Source organism: Psychrobacter sp. JB193, assembly GCF_002285555.1.
GTDB lineage: Bacteria > Pseudomonadota > Gammaproteobacteria > Pseudomonadales > Moraxellaceae > Psychrobacter > Psychrobacter alimentarius.
Genome location: NZ_NRGY01000001.1, coordinates 589,217 through 606,261 on the forward strand (window position 1 = coordinate 589,217; position 17,045 = coordinate 606,261).

Sequence of the window (17,045 nt, forward strand, 5' to 3'; positions counted from 1 at the left end):
AGCAATATTTTAATGTACTATCCGATAACTTTAAGAACGCTAAGCGCCTTCGACTGCTTTGGTCGTGGTTTTTTCAATGCGCTTTTCAGGCGTACTGTTCAATACGATACGTTGCACAAATATACCTGGCAAATGAATCTCATCAGGATCAAAGGTACCAACCTCTACGATCTCTTCTACTTCAACAATGGTAATTTTACCTGCCATCGCACAATCTGGATTAAAGTTACGAGCGGTCTTATTAAATATGAGGTTACCCGCTTTGTCTGCTTTTTGCGCTTTGATGAGTGCCACATCCGCACGTAATGAATGCTCAAGAACATAGGTGCGACCATCAAAATCACGCGTCTCTTTACCTTCAGCCACAAGAGTGCCCACGCCAGTTGCCGTATAAAATGCAGGAATACCCGCACCGCCCGAACGAAGTTTTTCAGCCAATGTGCCCTGCGGTGTCAACTCTACCTCAAGTTCCCCTGCTAAGTATTGACGCTCAAATTCTTTATTTTCACCAACATAAGAGGAGATCATTTTTTTGATCTGACGGGTTTGTAATAACAATCCCAAACCAAACTCATCGACACCTGCGTTATTACTGATACAGGTCAAATCCTTTACACCACTATCACGCAGTGCTTCAATCAATACTTCGGGAATACCGCACAGACCAAAGCCGCCAATAGCAAGCGTTTGACCACTACTTACGACATCTTTTAACGCTTCTTTAGCACTGCTATATACTTTTGATTGACTCATGCTTATCTCCTTGCAAGTCTATTCTTTGTTATTGAGGCTGCTCAATCATCATTGATTTTTGCTTTCTTCCGTTACTTCTAATAATTTTATCAATACTCAATTCATAGTTTTATCCATACTTAACATTATATTAATACACTTTATATCGATATATCATGTATTGAATATTTATGATAACTTACCATATTATTCCCGCAGCGACTAGAAAATAAGATTGCAGGTGTCCGAGCTAAAGGAAGTGCTCAGTATATGGTAGGTCAACATCGTATCAGTCTAGATTGCTATTTAGCAATACACAGTGAATCCGTCTGTTATTATCCATTCTGTTGACTTGTGATCATAGGCTTTGCCTTCTCAATGCTTTAACTTTGCCAAGGAGGGCGATTATGTTTAGCACATTTGCTATTATCATTACTTTATTATTATTGATGTTCTTCGCGTACCGCGGTTACTCAGTGTTGATTTTAGCACCGATTATGGCGGTACTAGCGGTATTACTGTCAGGGGATTTTTTAAGTAGTATTCCTGCCTATACCGACGTCTTTATGAGCGCACTGAGTGGATTTTTGCTCAAATTTTTCCCGATTTTCTTGCTGGGAGCGCTATTTGGGCGTTTGATGGCAGACTCTGGCTCAGCCACAGCTATTGCCAATACAGTGGTTGAAAAGCTTGGTGCCAGTAAGGCAATTTTAGCCGTTATTTTAGTTTGTGCGATTTTAACCTACGGCGGTGTGTCATTATTTGTCGTAGCGTTTGCTATCTATCCTATTGCCAAAGATCTATTCAAGGCCGCCGATATACCTAAACGCTTGATTCCAGCAGCCATTGCTTTGGGCTCTTTTACCTTTACCATGACGGCATTGCCCGGCACGCCTGCCATTCAAAACGCTATTCCGATTCCTTACTATAATACCAACGTATTCGCTGCGCCTGTACTGGGCATCATCGGCGGTACTATTATGTTTATTGGCGGCTGGTTATGGTTGCAGACTCGCGCTAGAAAAGCCAATGCGGCAGGTGAAGGCTACGGTCAGCATGATGAGGAAGACACAGGCAGTCTTGGCAGTAGTACAAAAGAAGTTAAAAAAACTGAAGCATTAACTACTCAGCACACGTCATTTATCGTTGCCATGATTCCACTGGTGCTGGTTATCGCCCTAAACGCCTTATTGACGTATGCGGTTTTCCCGTCGATGGATTTTACCCCTCTACAAACCCAGTTCCCAGACTTGAATATCGCAGGTTCACTCGGATTATGGTCGATTATTATCTCCTTGATCGTAGCTTGTGTGGTATTGATTCTGCTACGTATCGGGCATTGGAACAACCTACAAAAAACCATCAACCGTGGTACTTATGATTCCATGCTGCCTATTTTTAATACCGCATCGGAAGTGGGCTATGGTGCCGTCATTGCCTCATTGGCAGGTTTTATTATCATTCGTGATAGTATCCTTAACTTAACGCCTGACAATCCACTTATCTCAGAAGCGGTCGCGATGACTACGCTGGCTGGTATCACAGGATCCTCCTCTGGTGGTTTGAGTATTGCTCTATCCACTTTAGGAGAAGACTACCTCAGAATGGCGGTAAACGCAGGTATTGACCCTGAGCTAATGCACCGTGTGGCCGTCATGGCAGCGGGTGGTTTGGACACGCTCCCTCACAGTGGCGCTGTCATTACCTTACTGGCGATCTGTGGTTTAACACACAAGCAGTCTTATCTAAATCTGGCAATGGTCACCATCATAATCCCATTAGTAGCGGTAACCATTATTATTATCTTAGGAACGATGTTTGGCTCATTTTAAAATTCATGTAAATTTTTCAGCGCTTCTCTGTTATTAAAAATTTATATGCGAACAAAAAAACCCACTTAGCAGCTTGCTAGGTGGGTTTTTTATAGTAATTTTATCGAATATAAAAACGACTAAAGCCCATCAACCCTGCCTAATAAGTAAGAAATAATGCCTATGCTGTATAGCGTCAATTACTGTATTAATTAAAGAGGAACATCACAAAGGTGGTCGAATTACGGTATCATAGGCACACTTTTTAAACTTTCTTCGTTTTTGGAAGTTTTTAGCATTGATAATATCGCGTCTGATAGCCATAAATGGCTAACAACGTTTGATAACCAACCCGTTTATATAAAAATATAGGTGATGAAAGTGCGTGAGATTCTAGTAACCAGTGCGCTGCCCTACGCCAATGGCCATATCCATTTGGGGCATCTTGTAGAATATATTCAGACAGACATTTGGGTACGTGCGATGAAAGCGCAAGGCCATCAAGTCACCTATGTCTGCGCGGATGATGCACACGGTACGGCAATCATGCTCAAGGCAGAAGCTAACGGCGTAACACCAGAGGCGCAAATTGCCTCAGTGAAAGCGTCGCACGAAGCAGATTTCAGTAAATTTTTGATTGATTTTGATAATTACCACTCCACGCATTCTGAAGAAAACAAGCAATTCTCTGAGCTGATTTATCGTCGCCTTAATGATGCTGGCCATATCAGTACAAAAGATGTTGAGCAACTTTTTGATCCAGAAAAGCAGTTGTTTCTAGCAGATCGTTTTGTCAAAGGAACTTGCCCAGAGTGTGATTCACCAGACCAGTACGGCGATAACTGTGAAGTTTGTGGCACCACTTATGATGCGACAGATCTGAAAGATCCGCACTCAACATTGTCTGATGCAACGCCTGTGCTCAAAACGTCTAAGCATTATTTCTTTGATTTGCCTGAGTTTGAGCAGTTCTTAAAAGACTGGACACGCAGTGACAATCGTCTACAAACATCAGTCGCTAATAAACTACAAGAATGGTTTGATGCTGGACTCGCCAGCTGGGATATCTCACGTGATGCGCCCTACTTCGGCTTTCAAATTCCAGATACGCCAAGTGATGAGCCGGACAAATACTTTTATGTCTGGCTCGATGCGCCAGTCGGCTACATGGCAAGCTTTAAAAACCTATGTGATAAACGCCTAGGTACTGAAAACGCGCTGGATTTTGACCGTTACTGGATGCAAGAAAACGAGCACAAAACTGAAGTTTATCACTTCATCGGTAAAGACATCGTTTATTTCCATGCTCTATTTTGGCCAGCCATGCTTGCGGGTAGTGAGTTCCGTACACCAACGGGCGTTTTTGCTCATGGTTTCTTGATGGTCAATGGCGAAAAAATGAGTAAGTCGCGCGGCACCTTTATCAAAGCCGAAACTTACGCTGAGCACTTGCATCCTGAGTACCTGCGTTATTACTTTGCCAGTAAGCTGTCTGACAAAGTCGAGGATATCAACCTTGACTTAGAAGACTTTATGCAAAAGGTCAACTCTGACTTGGTCGGTAAAGTGGTCAATATTGCCAGTCGTAGCGCGGGTTTCTTGGTCAAAAAATACGATGGCATGCTGTCAGAGGTTTGCGTAGAGCCTGAGCTGTTAGAAGACATCACCAAAACTGGCGATGAGATTGCCGCGGCTTATGAAAATCGTGAGTTCTCACGTGCGATGCGTTTAATCATGCAATGTGCGGACAAAGCTAACGAATATATCGATGGTAAAAAACCGTGGTCACTAGCGAAACAGGAAGGCACTGAGCAAGAAGTACAAGACGTTTGCTCGGTCGCTATCAATATTTTCCGTCAATTGATGGTCTATCTTGCGCCAGTACTGCCTGAGCTAACAAATAATGCCAAAGAGTTTTTGAATATTGATGATTTAAGCTTTGCCAGCCGCAACGAGTGGTTGCTTGGACATAAAATTAACAAGTTCAAACCCTTGATGCAGCGTATTGAAGAAAAAGACATCACTGCGATGGTAGAAGATTCAAAAGCGTCGTTGACACAAGCCGCATCACCAGCGACTAGCGAAGACAGTACGCCAGTTAAGCAAAACCAGCAGCCTGCACCCATCGAGACTGAACAGACTGACTATATCGGTATCGAAGACTTTACCAAAGTCGAGATGAAAGTGGCGCACGTCTTAGAATGCAATCACGTAGAAGGTGCTGATAAGCTACTACAGTTCACCTTGGATGTTGGCGAAGAAAAGCCACGTAATGTGTTCAGTGGTATTCGTAAATTTTATGAGCCTGAGCTGCTGCTTGGTAAAAAGGTGATTTGCGTCACCAACCTTGCGCCGCGCAAGATGAAATTTGGTGTCTCAGAAGGCATGGTGCTATCAACTGGCAATCCAAAAACGGGTTTAACAGTCGTCACATTGCCTGATGCTTGTGTCGTTGGTGATGTACTCGCATAGAAACGTTAACTTAAGTAATGATGTAAGTAATAATTAAAGAACGAAAAAAAACGGTCTAAATAGACCGTTTTTTTATGGCTGCTTAACAAGATAAATAAAAATTAAGCCTTATAGCTTTCCACTCAATAGTTATCTACTCAAAACATCAATAATTTCCAACGTGTTGTTAATTACCGTCACAATGTTATTATCTGGCGTGCGGATACGCACGTAACGGTCATCATAACGGTCTAAAATGACAGAGCGATCATAATCCCTTCTATCAATCTTGCCGACTACTTTATAACCGTATTTGTCGAGATCGCGCTTGAATGAGGCATTTGGGCTGGCATTGCTATAAGCGTTAATATTAGGGTGTGCATTGCCATTATTTTGATAATTATTATGGTTGTAATCTTTACTAATGTGAGCAGAGTTACCTTTGCCATTTCCATGATTGTCTTTTGCCATAGCAGGCAGGCAAATCAATGAGCTTGCCGTAATTCCAGCGATGGTTAATAACTTCAAATTAACGGTATTCATAATGTTATCCTTAAAGTATGCGTTTGAATAATAGTAATGAGATATTCGAGTGCATTGTATATTCAACACGTCAACATAATAATGATATGGATTTTGGACACATTCTACTTCTCATATAAAAAACTTTTATATAAATATCAGCTTACGTTAATTATGAAGTGGGTTCGTAATAGATGCGTTGCTAGCTTGTACGCTTTTTGACTATTAGTTTATTGGATGAAACAGCGCTTTTAGAAGCTAATTCCTATGGCCAAATGCTCAAAACCACACTTATGACAGTGGTTACGACAACGCCAAATCGTCTTGCTCAGTACGCCTGTGACGAATACGCTTTAATTTTTTATTGCGATAACTTACATTACTGTCATAATATGAACATAATGATCGATGGAACGATTACCTTATTGTTAGCCTACTATTTTGGCATCAGCTTTGACATCAATATAGTATTGACTCGGCTAACCTGCATTTTCCAATATCATTTGTAAGACGCAAGCCAACAAAGACATGCATAAGCGCAATCATCAGTGCGCTTAGTACGACTAAACCTATTGGCTTGGTTTCCAAAACTGATATAACCGACGAGTTCACCTAATAATGACTATTGCTTCTCCTTTACGCCTAAGCCTATTCGGTGCTGCTATCAGTGTCACTCTTGGACTGATTGGCTGCTCGAACGCAACCGATACTGCTGCTACCAATGAAAGCGCAGCTGCTGATACTGACAAGCCTGCCAAAACGTTAGCCATCACCCAAATTGTCGAGCATCCGTCATTAGATGAGATGCGTCGCGGCATTATTGATGAGCTCGCAGAGAGTGGCTACGTTGAAGGCCAAAATTTAACTGTCAACTTTCAGAGCGCTCAGGGCAATACAGCGACAGCAGGTCAGATTGCAAAACAATTTGCAGGAGACAATCCAGATGCCATCGTCGCAATCTCGACGCCATCGGCTCAATCCATTGTAGCGTCAACCAAGACGATTCCTGTCATTTATACAGCCATCTCAGATCCTGTAGCGGCAAAGCTCATCGATGAAAACGAGGTGCCAATCCAATCTAATGTGACAGGGCTTTCTAGTCAGCTCCCTATCGAGCCACAGCTAGATAATATCCAAAAAATCGTACCCAATGCCAAAACCATTGGTTACGTTTATAGCCCAGGCGAGGTAAATTCGGTCGTCGTGCTCAACCAGCTTAAAAAAGCAGCCACGGCGCGCGGATTGACTATATTGGATGTTACGGCCAATCGACCAACAGACGTTGCCATGGCGACTCGTAGCCTATCTGGCCGTGCTGATGTTATTTACACCTCATTGGACAATAACGTGGTATCCGCTTTTGAAGCGATGGCGGGCGCTGCCAATGAGCTCAAAATTCCAGTCATTGCCTCCGATGAATTTAGTGTTAGACGAGGCGCGACTGCTGCCATGGGTGTCAATGATTATGATTTCGGTCGTACCACAGGTAAGATGGTTTATCGCGTGTTAAATGGTGAGGCCATCAATAGCATTAAGCCTGAAGTAATGAATACCCTAACATTATATGCAAGCCCGAAGCATGCAGCTGAGCAAGGTGTTAGCTTGACAGATGATTTATTAAAAAATGCCATCAATGTCGATAAAAAAGCGCAAAGTGCTGAGAAATAACCTTTAGATAGCGGCTGTCTGTTTAGATGGCTCATATAAACTTTTATTTATTCAATAATGTACGGACACATTATTATTTCAGGAGTGAAACCTATGTTGTATCAAAACCGTTTTGGTCGTTTTAATTTTAGCAAGGCGCTATTATTGGGCGGCGTTTGTACCGCTATCTTGACGGGTTGTAATCAGTCAGCACAAGAGACCAGTACAACGGATGCTGCAGCTACTGGCGCTGCCGCAACAGAGATGAAGACGGTCGCTATTACCGCTATTGTTGAACATCCAGCACTTGACGATGTACGCAAAGGTGTCATAGACGAGTTGAATGAAGCAGGCTTTAAAGACGGTGAAAACTTGACTGTCAACTTCCAAAGCGCCCAAGGCAATACAGCAACTGCTGGACAGATTGCGAAGCAGTTCGTTGCCGATGCGCCAGATGTGATCGTCGCTATCGCAACCCCGTCTGCTCAGTCTGTTGCTGCCTCAACCAGCAGCATCCCTCTGGTATTCTCAGCGGTCACTGATCCAGTCGCTGCCAAATTAGTACCCAAGCTTGATGGCTCTGGTACCAACGTGACAGGCGCATCAGATGCGCTACCGTATGAACCACAGATCGAATTGATGCGTCAAATCATTCCTGATTTGAAAAATGTCGGTTATGTTTATAGCCCAGGTGAGGTGAACTCAACCATCATCTTAAAAAATCTAAAAGAAAAGTTAACGCCACTTGGCATCAATGTGCACGAAGCACCAGCTCAGCGTAGTAATGACATTGCGATGGCAGCACGTAGCCTTGAGGGTAAGGTTGACATGATTTATACCTCAACCGACAATAATGTGGTATCGGCTTACGAGTCGCTCTATCAAATCGCCAAAGAAAGTAAAATCCCACTTATTGCTTCAGACACCAGTTCAGTTGAGCGCGGTGCGGTGGCAGCATTGGGTGTGAATTATTACAATCTCGGTCGCGAAACTGGCAAAATCGTTGTCCGTATCTTGAATGGTGAAAAAGCAGGCGCTATTCCTGTCTATACCCCACAAATGTTAGACCTGTATGTCAGTCCAAAGCATGCTAAAGAAGAAGGCATTACTTTGTCACAAGCGGTTATCGATAAAGCAAAAGAAGTGGTAGAATAACGCACATTCATACTTGGCTTTTCATAGCAAAAAAAGGTAGCTGGTGGTTGTGATCACGTTGTCATCCATTATCTACTCTTACGCTAGAATACCAAGTATTTACTATAAGAAACCCAGCTATGAATCAGTAGGCTGGGCTTCTTTTTGATATGTTTTGGTTTACCCTAACCGCAGATTGCTTAATCTGTTAAATTCACCGCTCAGCCGTTTAGATAACTTGGTTCATGGATAAAATAGCACCGATTTTTTGGTTGCTTTATGCTATGAATAGCGACAACGTTATTTGCTAAACGCTTGGTTATGACTTACTGATCTCTTATGTCCTTAATTGCTTTTTTTGGTGCGCTTGAAAGCGGTCTGATTTATGGCCTAGTAGCACTTGGTGTGCTTATTTCATTTCGTACTCTCGACTTTCCTGACTTGACTGCTGATGGTAGTTTTCCACTTGGCGGTGCAGTCGCTGGTATTTCTATTATCGCTGGTATCAATCCATGGCTTGCCTGTGCGTTTGGTATGCTGGCAGGTTCAGTCGCCGGTATTGTCACTGCATGGTTGCACGTCAAGCTTGGAATTTTGCAATTACTTGCCAGTATCTTGGTGATGGTCGCGCTATATTCTGTCAATCTACGCATAATGGGTGCGCCAAACTTGCCGCTATTGGGCGAAACCACCGTGTTTAGTACGTTAGTGTCCGATGGCAACGGTTATTGGATGCGCTGTCTAATTATCGGCACTGTTGTACTATTAGCCATGTTATTCTTAAACTGGTTTTATAGTACTGAAACTGGCTTATCCATGCGTGCTACTGGCTCAAACCTCAGAATGGCACAGGCTCAAGGTATCAATACGTCGTGGATGACCATTATTGGTATGGCAATCTCTAACGGTTTGATAGCATTGGCTGGCGCGTTATTTGTGCAAACCCAAGGTGGCGCAGACATATCCATCGGTATTGGTACGATTGTCATTGGTTTGGCAGCCGTTATCATTGGTGAGACTATTATTCCTGCTAAGCGGATTTGGTTAATTACTTTTGCGGTGGTAGTCGGTGCGGTGCTATACAAACTCTTTATTCAGGTCGCCCTGTCCAGTCAGACCCTGCGTAGCATCGGTTTTGGTCCACAAGATTTGAACTTGATTACAGCGTTACTCGTGGTCTTGGCTCTGGTATTACCAAAAGCCAAAACTAAATTTTTAAGTCGTAAAGTTCGGGCTTAATGTCAATGTGCAACCATAAGGAATAATTATTATGATGCAAGCTACAGATTTGCGGTTGACCTTTAATCCTGGAACGCCCATTGAAAACCCTGCATTACGTGGTATCGACCTAAATATTGCAGATGGTGAATTTGTGACCGTCATCGGTACCAATGGTGCTGGTAAATCAACTTTTTTGAACGCCGTTAGTGGTACCACACGTGTCGATAGTGGCTCAATCTTATTGAATGGTATTGATGTTACTAAAAAGACGGCACATCAGCGCGCTCATTGGGTGGCTCGTGTATTCCAAGACCCGATGGCGGGGACTTGTGAAGCATTAACCATCGAAGAAAATATGGCACTGGCCTATAAGCGTGGTGGCAAGCGTGGCTTGAGTTTTGCACTCAATCAAAACAATCGTGATTTGTTTAGAGAAAAGTTGTCGGTGCTAAAACTGGGACTGGAAAACCGTCTGACTGATCGCATGGGCTTGTTATCAGGTGGTCAACGTCAAGCCGTCAGCTTACTCATGGCCTCCTTACAGCCCTCTAAAATCCTGTTGCTTGATGAGCATACAGCAGCGCTTGATCCAAAAACAGCGGCTTTTGTTTTGGAGTTAACTGATAAGATTGTGACGGACAACAAACTGACTACTATGATGGTTACACATTCCATGCAGCAGGCATTGGCGCATGGTACTAGAACGGTGATGCTGCACCAAGGTCAAGTCGTACTAGATGTGTCAGGCGATATTCGTAAAGGTATGACAGTACATGATTTACTCGATATGTTTGAGCAAACGCGCGGTGAAAAGGTTGAAGATGACAGTTTGATTTTAAGCTAAGCTATATAAAGATAATCGTTATAAACGTTTATCAGTAAGCTGATGTTTTGCGAGCTTTTATTGACGTACTATCTTTTTTCAATGCATTATTTTTTCAACGCATAAGCACGCTATAAACCTTCAAGAAAACACTTTTTTCTTGAAGGTTTTTTTGTTATCTATAGTTAATAATCGTATAAAACTTTTCCTCATAGGGATATAGTTGTTATATATCGCTATTCATCTGTGAGATCTGTCATGCGTAAAATTCCTGTTTATACCCATCCTGCTGCTGGTTGGCCCGCCCTATTCTCTTCTACTCGTAAATTGATGGACTATAAAACTTTTTTGCGAGGCAGTGTGAGTGTGTTAAAAAGCAATCAGCCCCAAGGTGGGTTTGACTGCCCAGGTTGCGCATGGCCTGATCATAATTCGCATAAAACCCTCGATGTTTGCGAAAATGGCATCAAAGTCATCGCTAGTGAAACCATGACTACCAAAGCAGATGCAGCCTTTTTTGCAAAACAGACGGTCACTGAGTTACAACAATGGTCAGGCTACGAGCTAGAACATATTGGCCGCCTATCGGAACCTGTCTATTATGATGCAACGCAAGATCGCTATGTAGCGATTTCTTGGGAAGCCGCTTATGAACGTATTGCAGCCCAGCTAAAGCAGCTTCATTCGCCAGATGAGGCGTTATTTTATACCTCAGGTCGGGTTACCAATGAACCTGCTTTCATGTATCAGTTATTTGTGCGCTGTTTTGGCACCAATAACTTGCCTGACTGCTCGAACATGTGCCACGAACCAACCTCAGTGATGCTAAGCAAACAATTGGGCGTTGGTAAAGCCACGGTCAAATTAGAAGATTTTGGACAAGCAAAACTGATATTGATGTTTGGTCAAAACCCAGCAACCAATCATCCTCGTATGCTTGAAATGCTTGCTCATGCTCATGAGAAAGGTGCTCGAATTATTTCTATCAATCCTATGCGCGAACAAGGTCTAAGTAAATTTAGAAACCCGCAGAAGCCCACACACATGGCAGCGGGTTCTAGCGACACTATGGTTGACGAGGTTGTTCAAGTTCAAATCGGCGGTGATGCAGCTTTACTGACAGGTCTTGCTAAATGGTTGGTTAAAAACGATAAGATCAATAGTGACTTTATTACGACCCATACTTCGGGTTTTGAGCCGTTAAAACAATGGCTTACTGAGCAATCATGGGTAGATATTGAGCGTGGTTGTGGTATCACTCAGGCAGAAATCATCAATCTTGCCCAGCTGGTGGCTGACAGCCCAGCAACGATTTGCACATGGGGTATGGGTATCACCCAACACGTGCAAGGCGATGATAATGTAGCGATGATTACTAACTTATTACTACTGATGGGTATGATTGGTATTGATGGCGCAGGTGCTTCTCCAGTCCGTGGACATTCCAATGTACAAGGTGACCGTACGATGGGCATCCATGAACGCCCTGCTCAAAAACTACTAGATAGTCTTGAACGGGTGTTTAAACACCCTATGCCGCAAGCGCATGGTTACGATGTCATGACAGGCGCAAAAGCGTTGATTGCTGGTAAGCTTAAAGTATTTATGGCGATGGGTGGTAATTACGCTGTGGCAGCGCCTGATACTAAAGCCATTCAACAAGCTTTGACCACCACTCAGATGAATATTTTTGTGGGAACCAAGCTCAATGAGACAATGTTATACCCTAGTGCAAACAATCTTATCCTGCCTTGCTTGGGTCGTACTGAACGCATCATTACGGCTAAAGGTGAGCAATTTGCCACTATCGAAGATTCTATGTGTCAGATTGTTCGAACTCAAGGCAATTTGAAACCCGTTAGCGAGACCTTGAAGTCTGAAGCGCAGATTGTGGCAGATCTTGCGACTCATGTATTCGAAGATCATTCGAACATTCCGTGGCAAATGATGAGCGAGGATTTTGATGTCATTCGTGATTATATTGCTCAGGCGATTAGTGGGTTTGAGAATTTTAATCAACGTATTCGTGAGATTGAACGTGGCTTTCATTTGTATCACCCTGCACGCCACCGCGTATGGAATACCAGTGACGGTAAAGCACAGTTTGAAGTACCGCAATATCCGATTACTTATGTCGCTGCACAAATGGCAGAGGCAACGTCGTCATTTCAAAATGACACAGATATTACAACCTCAAGCAGTGGCACTCAAGCCAATGAGCAAAAGATTTGGCAGTTGACCAGTGTTCGTAGCCATGACCAATTTAATACCATGATTTTTGGTTATCAAGATCGTTATCGTCACACCGATCGACGTGATGTGCTGTTTATGCATCCTGATGAGATGAACCGTCTAGGATGGCAAAAAGGCGATAAGGTTATGATAACCCGACACCTAAGTAAAGACAGCACAGACCAGGCACGTATTTTAGGACCACTAATATTGACCGAAATGGATATCGCTGCAAACGCCGTAGCGACTTATTACCCTGAGTGTAATGATTTATTTGATTTAGACACCCATGCGCCAGACTCTCATATACCTGCCTACAAATCAACGACTGTGGTTTTACAGCGTGTGAATGCAAATACAGAGATGGCAGACCCTGCTTAGTTTTTGAAAGCCGAGTCTCTCGGTAACGACGATTTACAACAAAAATGGCAAAAGATATTATCGATAATTAAACACTGTGACCACCTATAATGACAGACAAGACCAATGCGACAAATCAAGCGAATGAGCCATTTTTATCAGATAAGCAACCTAATGTTATAGACTTGCCTACAACGCCGCTTGCACGTGTCCATTCGTCACAGAAACACGCTTATTCTTCAGATAGATACGATCACAGTGGCGCAGCTCAACCTTATGTTGATAATCAGCCAGCCAGTTTAGCAGTAGAAGCCGCTGTTGCCATTGTCATCAATGGCATACATTACGCGGTACTGATGGCAAGTCCAAACCAGCTTGAATACTTAGCAGTTGGGTTCTTATTTAGTGAAGGCCTAATTCAACATAGTCATGAGTTATTAGATTGGGAGGTGACGCTGCTTACTGATATTTCAAGTTACCGACAATTTGCTCAAGACTTAGACGATGAAAGTAATGAACCAGCTACTTTTGATCAAATTTCCGAGCAACTGCAAGATTACGACGTTTATGTGGTCGAACTGGTGCTAAGCCAGCGCTGTCATCAACGCATTCAGGCTCAAAGGCGTCAACTAGCAGGACGCACAGGATGCGGCATGTGCGGTATTACTGGATTGACACAAGCACTGCCCGATCTTAGTAGCTATTCACAAAAGCGCTTGCCTCATACACCTCAAATTCATTCAATTAAGAGCGCAGCAATACCAAGTCTTGAGTATCTGTTGGACATGCGACAAAAAGTTGATGCTTTGCAACATACACATCAATTGACTGGCGCAGTACATGCAGCCGCTACGATACATGAACAACAATTGTATCTATTTGAAGATGTAGGGCGTCATAATGCCCTTGATAAACTGATAGGCTGGCAATTGCGTCAGAAAATAGAGGTGGGCTGTGTACTAATGACCTCACGTTTATCAATTGAGCTGGTGCAAAAATCTATTCGTAGTCATATCCCTTGGCTAATCGGTATGTCTGCCCCTACCAGTACAGCGGTTCGCGTCGCTGAACGTTACGGATTGGGCGTAGCTGGATTTTTGCGTCATGATAGAGTGACGTATTATTCAAGTTATCTAAACGCTTAAAAAGCTATATAAGACTTCTCTAATCTATCACGCTATTAAAAAATCAAAACACAATTGATAATGATAGACTGCGATAAATAAGCCTAGTTGATAGTATTAATCTGTATGTTCGCCATCAGATGCCTGCTCAGCACAGAGCCTATAAAGACTTTTTATAGTATAAATAGGTGCAAATAGCATCTAAATATAGGTAAGCGAGCAAATAACCTGTTTTTAATTAAAAAATGACTTGTAATTTAATATATTTTTGCTAATATAGTCCACCTTGATTGGCTGGATGGCAGAGTGGTCATGCAGCGGACTGCAACTCCGTTAACGCCGGTTCGATTCCGACTCCAGCCTCCAATTATTTATTAACTTTACGTTAATTTTAGCTTGCATTATTAGTATAACCACTTATAATAGCCAGCACTTATCTAGCAAGTAGAATGATTACTTTATAGATATTACAAGTTTTGCCCGGGTGGTGAAATTGGTAGACACAAGGGATTTAAAATCCCTCGCTAGTAATAGCGTGCCGGTTCAAGTCCGGCTCCGGGTACCATATAGCAGTACAGATTAGCCCAAACGTCATAAACGTTTGGGCTTTTTTGTGTGCGTCTATATTTATAAATCAATCTAAGCTTATTTTATCCTGACGACACAGCCTGCAAGACCAATTTATCGTGACACTCATTAGATTGCTCATATTCATCCTTTTCAAAGCACTTGATTGTAGGGCTTGCTATACGATAGAAAACATTGCATCATTGTTTTCATTACTGAAAGATACCGTTAGTATTAATAATCCGCTAATATTTACTTGCCTACTTGATAAACCTTAACTGGTTTTCTTAAACATTTTTGTCTTTTTTCAAGCGAACAAATGGACGATTATTGAGTGGACAAACATATCTATTCACGCCTCTACCCAGCATTTTACAGGCTGTATATTAATTAAGTACATAATCATCATTCAATATAACTCAGGGAAGAGGATTTTATATTGTTCATTGTTTTAGACCTACTACAAACGATTCCAAATTGGCATTTAGCAGGCTTGTTTATCGCTGGTATGGTCGCTTTTATCATCTCTGTTATCTCTGGTGGCGGCGGCGCTATACTACTGATACCAGTTACTTCTTGGATGCTAGGGGCAGCAGCAGCGCCACCAGTGATCAATTTGGCTACCTTTATCAGTAATGGCTCTCGGATTTATCTATTCTGGCATCACATTGATTGGTCATTGACGAAATATTATGTACCCAGTGCAATCTTAGGCGCATGGCTAGCCGCACTGATTTTTAGTCGTTTAAATGCCAATTGGATACAGTTATTAGTTGGCATATTTTTAGTATCTACCATTTTCCAATATAAATTTGGCAAGGTGAGCAAAACCTTCAATATGCCCAAAATAGGATTTATACCTTTGGGGTTTATCATAGCTTTTATGAGCACATTGATAGGTGGTCTCGGCCCTATACTCAACCCTTTTTATATGAATGCTGGGCTGGAAAAAGAGAGTCTAATTGCCACCAAAACTGCCAACTCTTTTTTTATGGGTGTGGTGCAAATCGGTAGTTATGCTTTTTTTGGTTTACTCACTGCCAAGATTTGGCTATATGGGCTTGTACTAGGACTGGGTGCAGTTATTGGTAATATTATTGGCAAACGCTTTTTGGCAGGCATGAGTGTGAGTCAGTTTAGGATAATGCTGCTCATACTTATGGTCGTTAGTGGCTTGATAATGATCATAAGAAACATTGATATACTTTTTTAAGATTGTTTTTGGTAGACATTCATTTTGAATAAATGTCAATCTTGGCTGCATGTACTTTATCAATGTGCATTGAACTCTACTATCAATAGTCTATTAAAATATTCAGTGCCGTCGCTACCCTACTGTCTATTTCATCTAAGCAATCACCAGCATCACATACAGTATCGAGCCGATAAACCATGTCGCATTGATCGCAATGCCTGAATACCATTTTTGCTTAACTTTTTGATTTTGGTTAGCAAAAGCCGCTTGACGCTCTGCTGTGACAGGCAAGATATTATAGGGATTGTTTTCCCCATCCCACATAAGCCGACGCTGCACTTCCGGATGCAGGGCAGGATTGGCACTTGATTGATAGATATTGCCTTCAGCAAGGTCTAAGTAGCTAATGGTGCAAGCACGCGACCAACCCATAAAAGTCACCTCATGGCGCAGACCAGTCAAATCTTTGTTTTTCTTCTCTTGAGCAATATCAGCACACGCCAATAATGAGATACTGACATCTGTCGGACAGGCATGAGCATATCTTGGGTCAAGCGGCAACTCGTCTGCAGGACGCTCCATATAGGTTCGAATAAATGTCCACTGGTCATAAGGGTTGAGCTGCATATCCTCAAGATTGATACTTTGAGCCACTTCTTCTGTTTTAGGATCAATCACATGCAGGTTCAAGGCTTCAAAGACGACGCCTTTGTTACGTCTAACTGAGGCGACAAGATCTTTATAATTAATTAAATGAAAAATCGGCTCTTGCTTGCGATTATGCTCGTAATAGGCAATTTGTTGAGTCTGTTTTAACAATAAAATCTTATTGTAATAGGATTTTTTATTTTTAAACTGTTTATATGCTACATACGGTAGTAATCCAAACATTAAAAAGTTTAAAATAATAATAAAAAAAGCTAAGAAATAATAAAATATAGACCCATCTTTAATAATTGCCATAACCATAGCTGTCATCAAAAAGAACGACTGCCCAAATAACCAACTAAAGCAATAGGTCATTAAGAAACCAACCAACTGGTGCGAGTTAATAATCGGGTGAAACAATAAATAATCTGGGTTTACCTCGTGTACATCACGGCTCAGCTTCTCTATGCTGGCTAATTTTTCCCGATACGTAGGTATGCTCCCTTCCCAAGGTCTACTTAGTAGCTTTTCGATAGGATGGGTATTGTTAGGAGGATTGTAAATCATTATTTTTTTTG

The 17,045-nt window shown here is 42.2% G+C and carries 12 protein-coding genes and 2 tRNA genes; 11 read left to right on the top strand and 3 right to left on the bottom strand.

All coding sequences use genetic code 11. The features are described from left to right. Window positions 1-39: 39 nt before the first annotated feature. On the bottom strand, window positions 40-753 hold the full coding sequence (locus CIK80_RS02545) for a CoA transferase subunit A (RefSeq protein ID WP_095568747.1): 714 nt from the start codon (window positions 751-753) through the stop codon (window positions 40-42). A gap of 386 nt (window positions 754-1,139) precedes the next feature. Here CIK80_RS02545 and CIK80_RS02550 point away from each other — a divergent pair, with 386 nt between their 5' ends. Both CIK80_RS02550 and metG read left to right on the top strand, forming a co-directional pair. Then, complete coding sequence (locus CIK80_RS02550) at window positions 1,140-2,564, top strand: GntP family permease (protein ID WP_095568748.1); 1,425 nt, start codon at window positions 1,140-1,142, stop codon at window positions 2,562-2,564. A 354-nt stretch (window positions 2,565-2,918) separates the two neighbouring features. Beyond that, entirely contained in the window at window positions 2,919-5,015 is a 2,097-nt protein-coding gene (gene metG, locus CIK80_RS02555) for a methionine--tRNA ligase (protein WP_095568749.1), read from the top strand. 129 nt (window positions 5,016-5,144) lie between these two features. On the opposite strand, the gene CIK80_RS02560 is transcribed toward metG, so the two are convergent. Then, window positions 5,145-5,537, bottom strand: coding sequence for a hypothetical protein (locus CIK80_RS02560; RefSeq protein WP_095568750.1), 393 nt, complete (start codon window positions 5,535-5,537; stop codon window positions 5,145-5,147). A gap of 597 nt (window positions 5,538-6,134) precedes the next feature. On the opposite strand from CIK80_RS02560, the gene CIK80_RS02565 reads away from it, so the two are divergent. The 9 genes from CIK80_RS02565 (at window position 6,135) to CIK80_RS02605 (ending at window position 15,837) form a co-directional block, all read left to right on the top strand. Continuing rightward, window positions 6,135-7,184, top strand: a complete 1,050-nt coding sequence (locus CIK80_RS02565; protein ID WP_095568751.1) for an ABC transporter substrate-binding protein — start codon at window positions 6,135-6,137, stop codon at window positions 7,182-7,184. A 93-nt stretch (window positions 7,185-7,277) separates the two neighbouring features. Further along, the gene (locus tag CIK80_RS02570) at window positions 7,278-8,318 is read left to right on the top strand and encodes an ABC transporter substrate-binding protein (RefSeq protein WP_095568752.1); all 1,041 of its coding nucleotides are present in this window, start codon (window positions 7,278-7,280) and stop codon (window positions 8,316-8,318) included. 318 nt (window positions 8,319-8,636) lie between these two features. Next, on the top strand, window positions 8,637-9,536 hold the full coding sequence (locus tag CIK80_RS02575) for an ABC transporter permease (protein WP_062844205.1): 900 nt from the start codon (window positions 8,637-8,639) through the stop codon (window positions 9,534-9,536). Window positions 9,537-9,567: 31 nt separating this feature from the next. Further along, window positions 9,568-10,362: an ABC transporter ATP-binding protein gene (locus CIK80_RS02580; protein WP_062844204.1), complete on the top strand. Its 795-nt coding sequence runs from the start codon at window positions 9,568-9,570 to the stop codon at window positions 10,360-10,362. A gap of 237 nt (window positions 10,363-10,599) precedes the next feature. Next, window positions 10,600-12,954: an FdhF/YdeP family oxidoreductase gene (locus CIK80_RS02585; RefSeq protein WP_095568753.1), complete on the top strand. Its 2,355-nt coding sequence runs from the start codon at window positions 10,600-10,602 to the stop codon at window positions 12,952-12,954. Between the two features lie 89 nt (window positions 12,955-13,043). Beyond that, window positions 13,044-14,078: a formate dehydrogenase accessory sulfurtransferase FdhD gene (gene fdhD, locus CIK80_RS02590; protein WP_095568754.1), complete on the top strand. Its 1,035-nt coding sequence runs from the start codon at window positions 13,044-13,046 to the stop codon at window positions 14,076-14,078. Window positions 14,079-14,349: 271 nt separating this feature from the next. Next, window positions 14,350-14,423: transfer RNA gene (locus CIK80_RS02595), tRNA-Cys, on the top strand. 112 nt (window positions 14,424-14,535) lie between these two features. After that, window positions 14,536-14,622, top strand: a tRNA-Leu gene (locus CIK80_RS02600). Window positions 14,623-15,063: 441 nt separating this feature from the next. Then, complete coding sequence (locus CIK80_RS02605) at window positions 15,064-15,837, top strand: sulfite exporter TauE/SafE family protein (RefSeq protein WP_228139912.1); 774 nt, start codon at window positions 15,064-15,066, stop codon at window positions 15,835-15,837. A 135-nt stretch (window positions 15,838-15,972) separates the two neighbouring features. On the opposite strand, the gene CIK80_RS02610 is transcribed toward CIK80_RS02605, so the two are convergent. Further along, the gene (locus CIK80_RS02610) at window positions 15,973-17,034 is read right to left on the bottom strand and encodes a DUF6708 domain-containing protein (protein WP_095568755.1); all 1,062 of its coding nucleotides are present in this window, start codon (window positions 17,032-17,034) and stop codon (window positions 15,973-15,975) included. Window positions 17,035-17,045 lie beyond the last annotated feature (11 nt).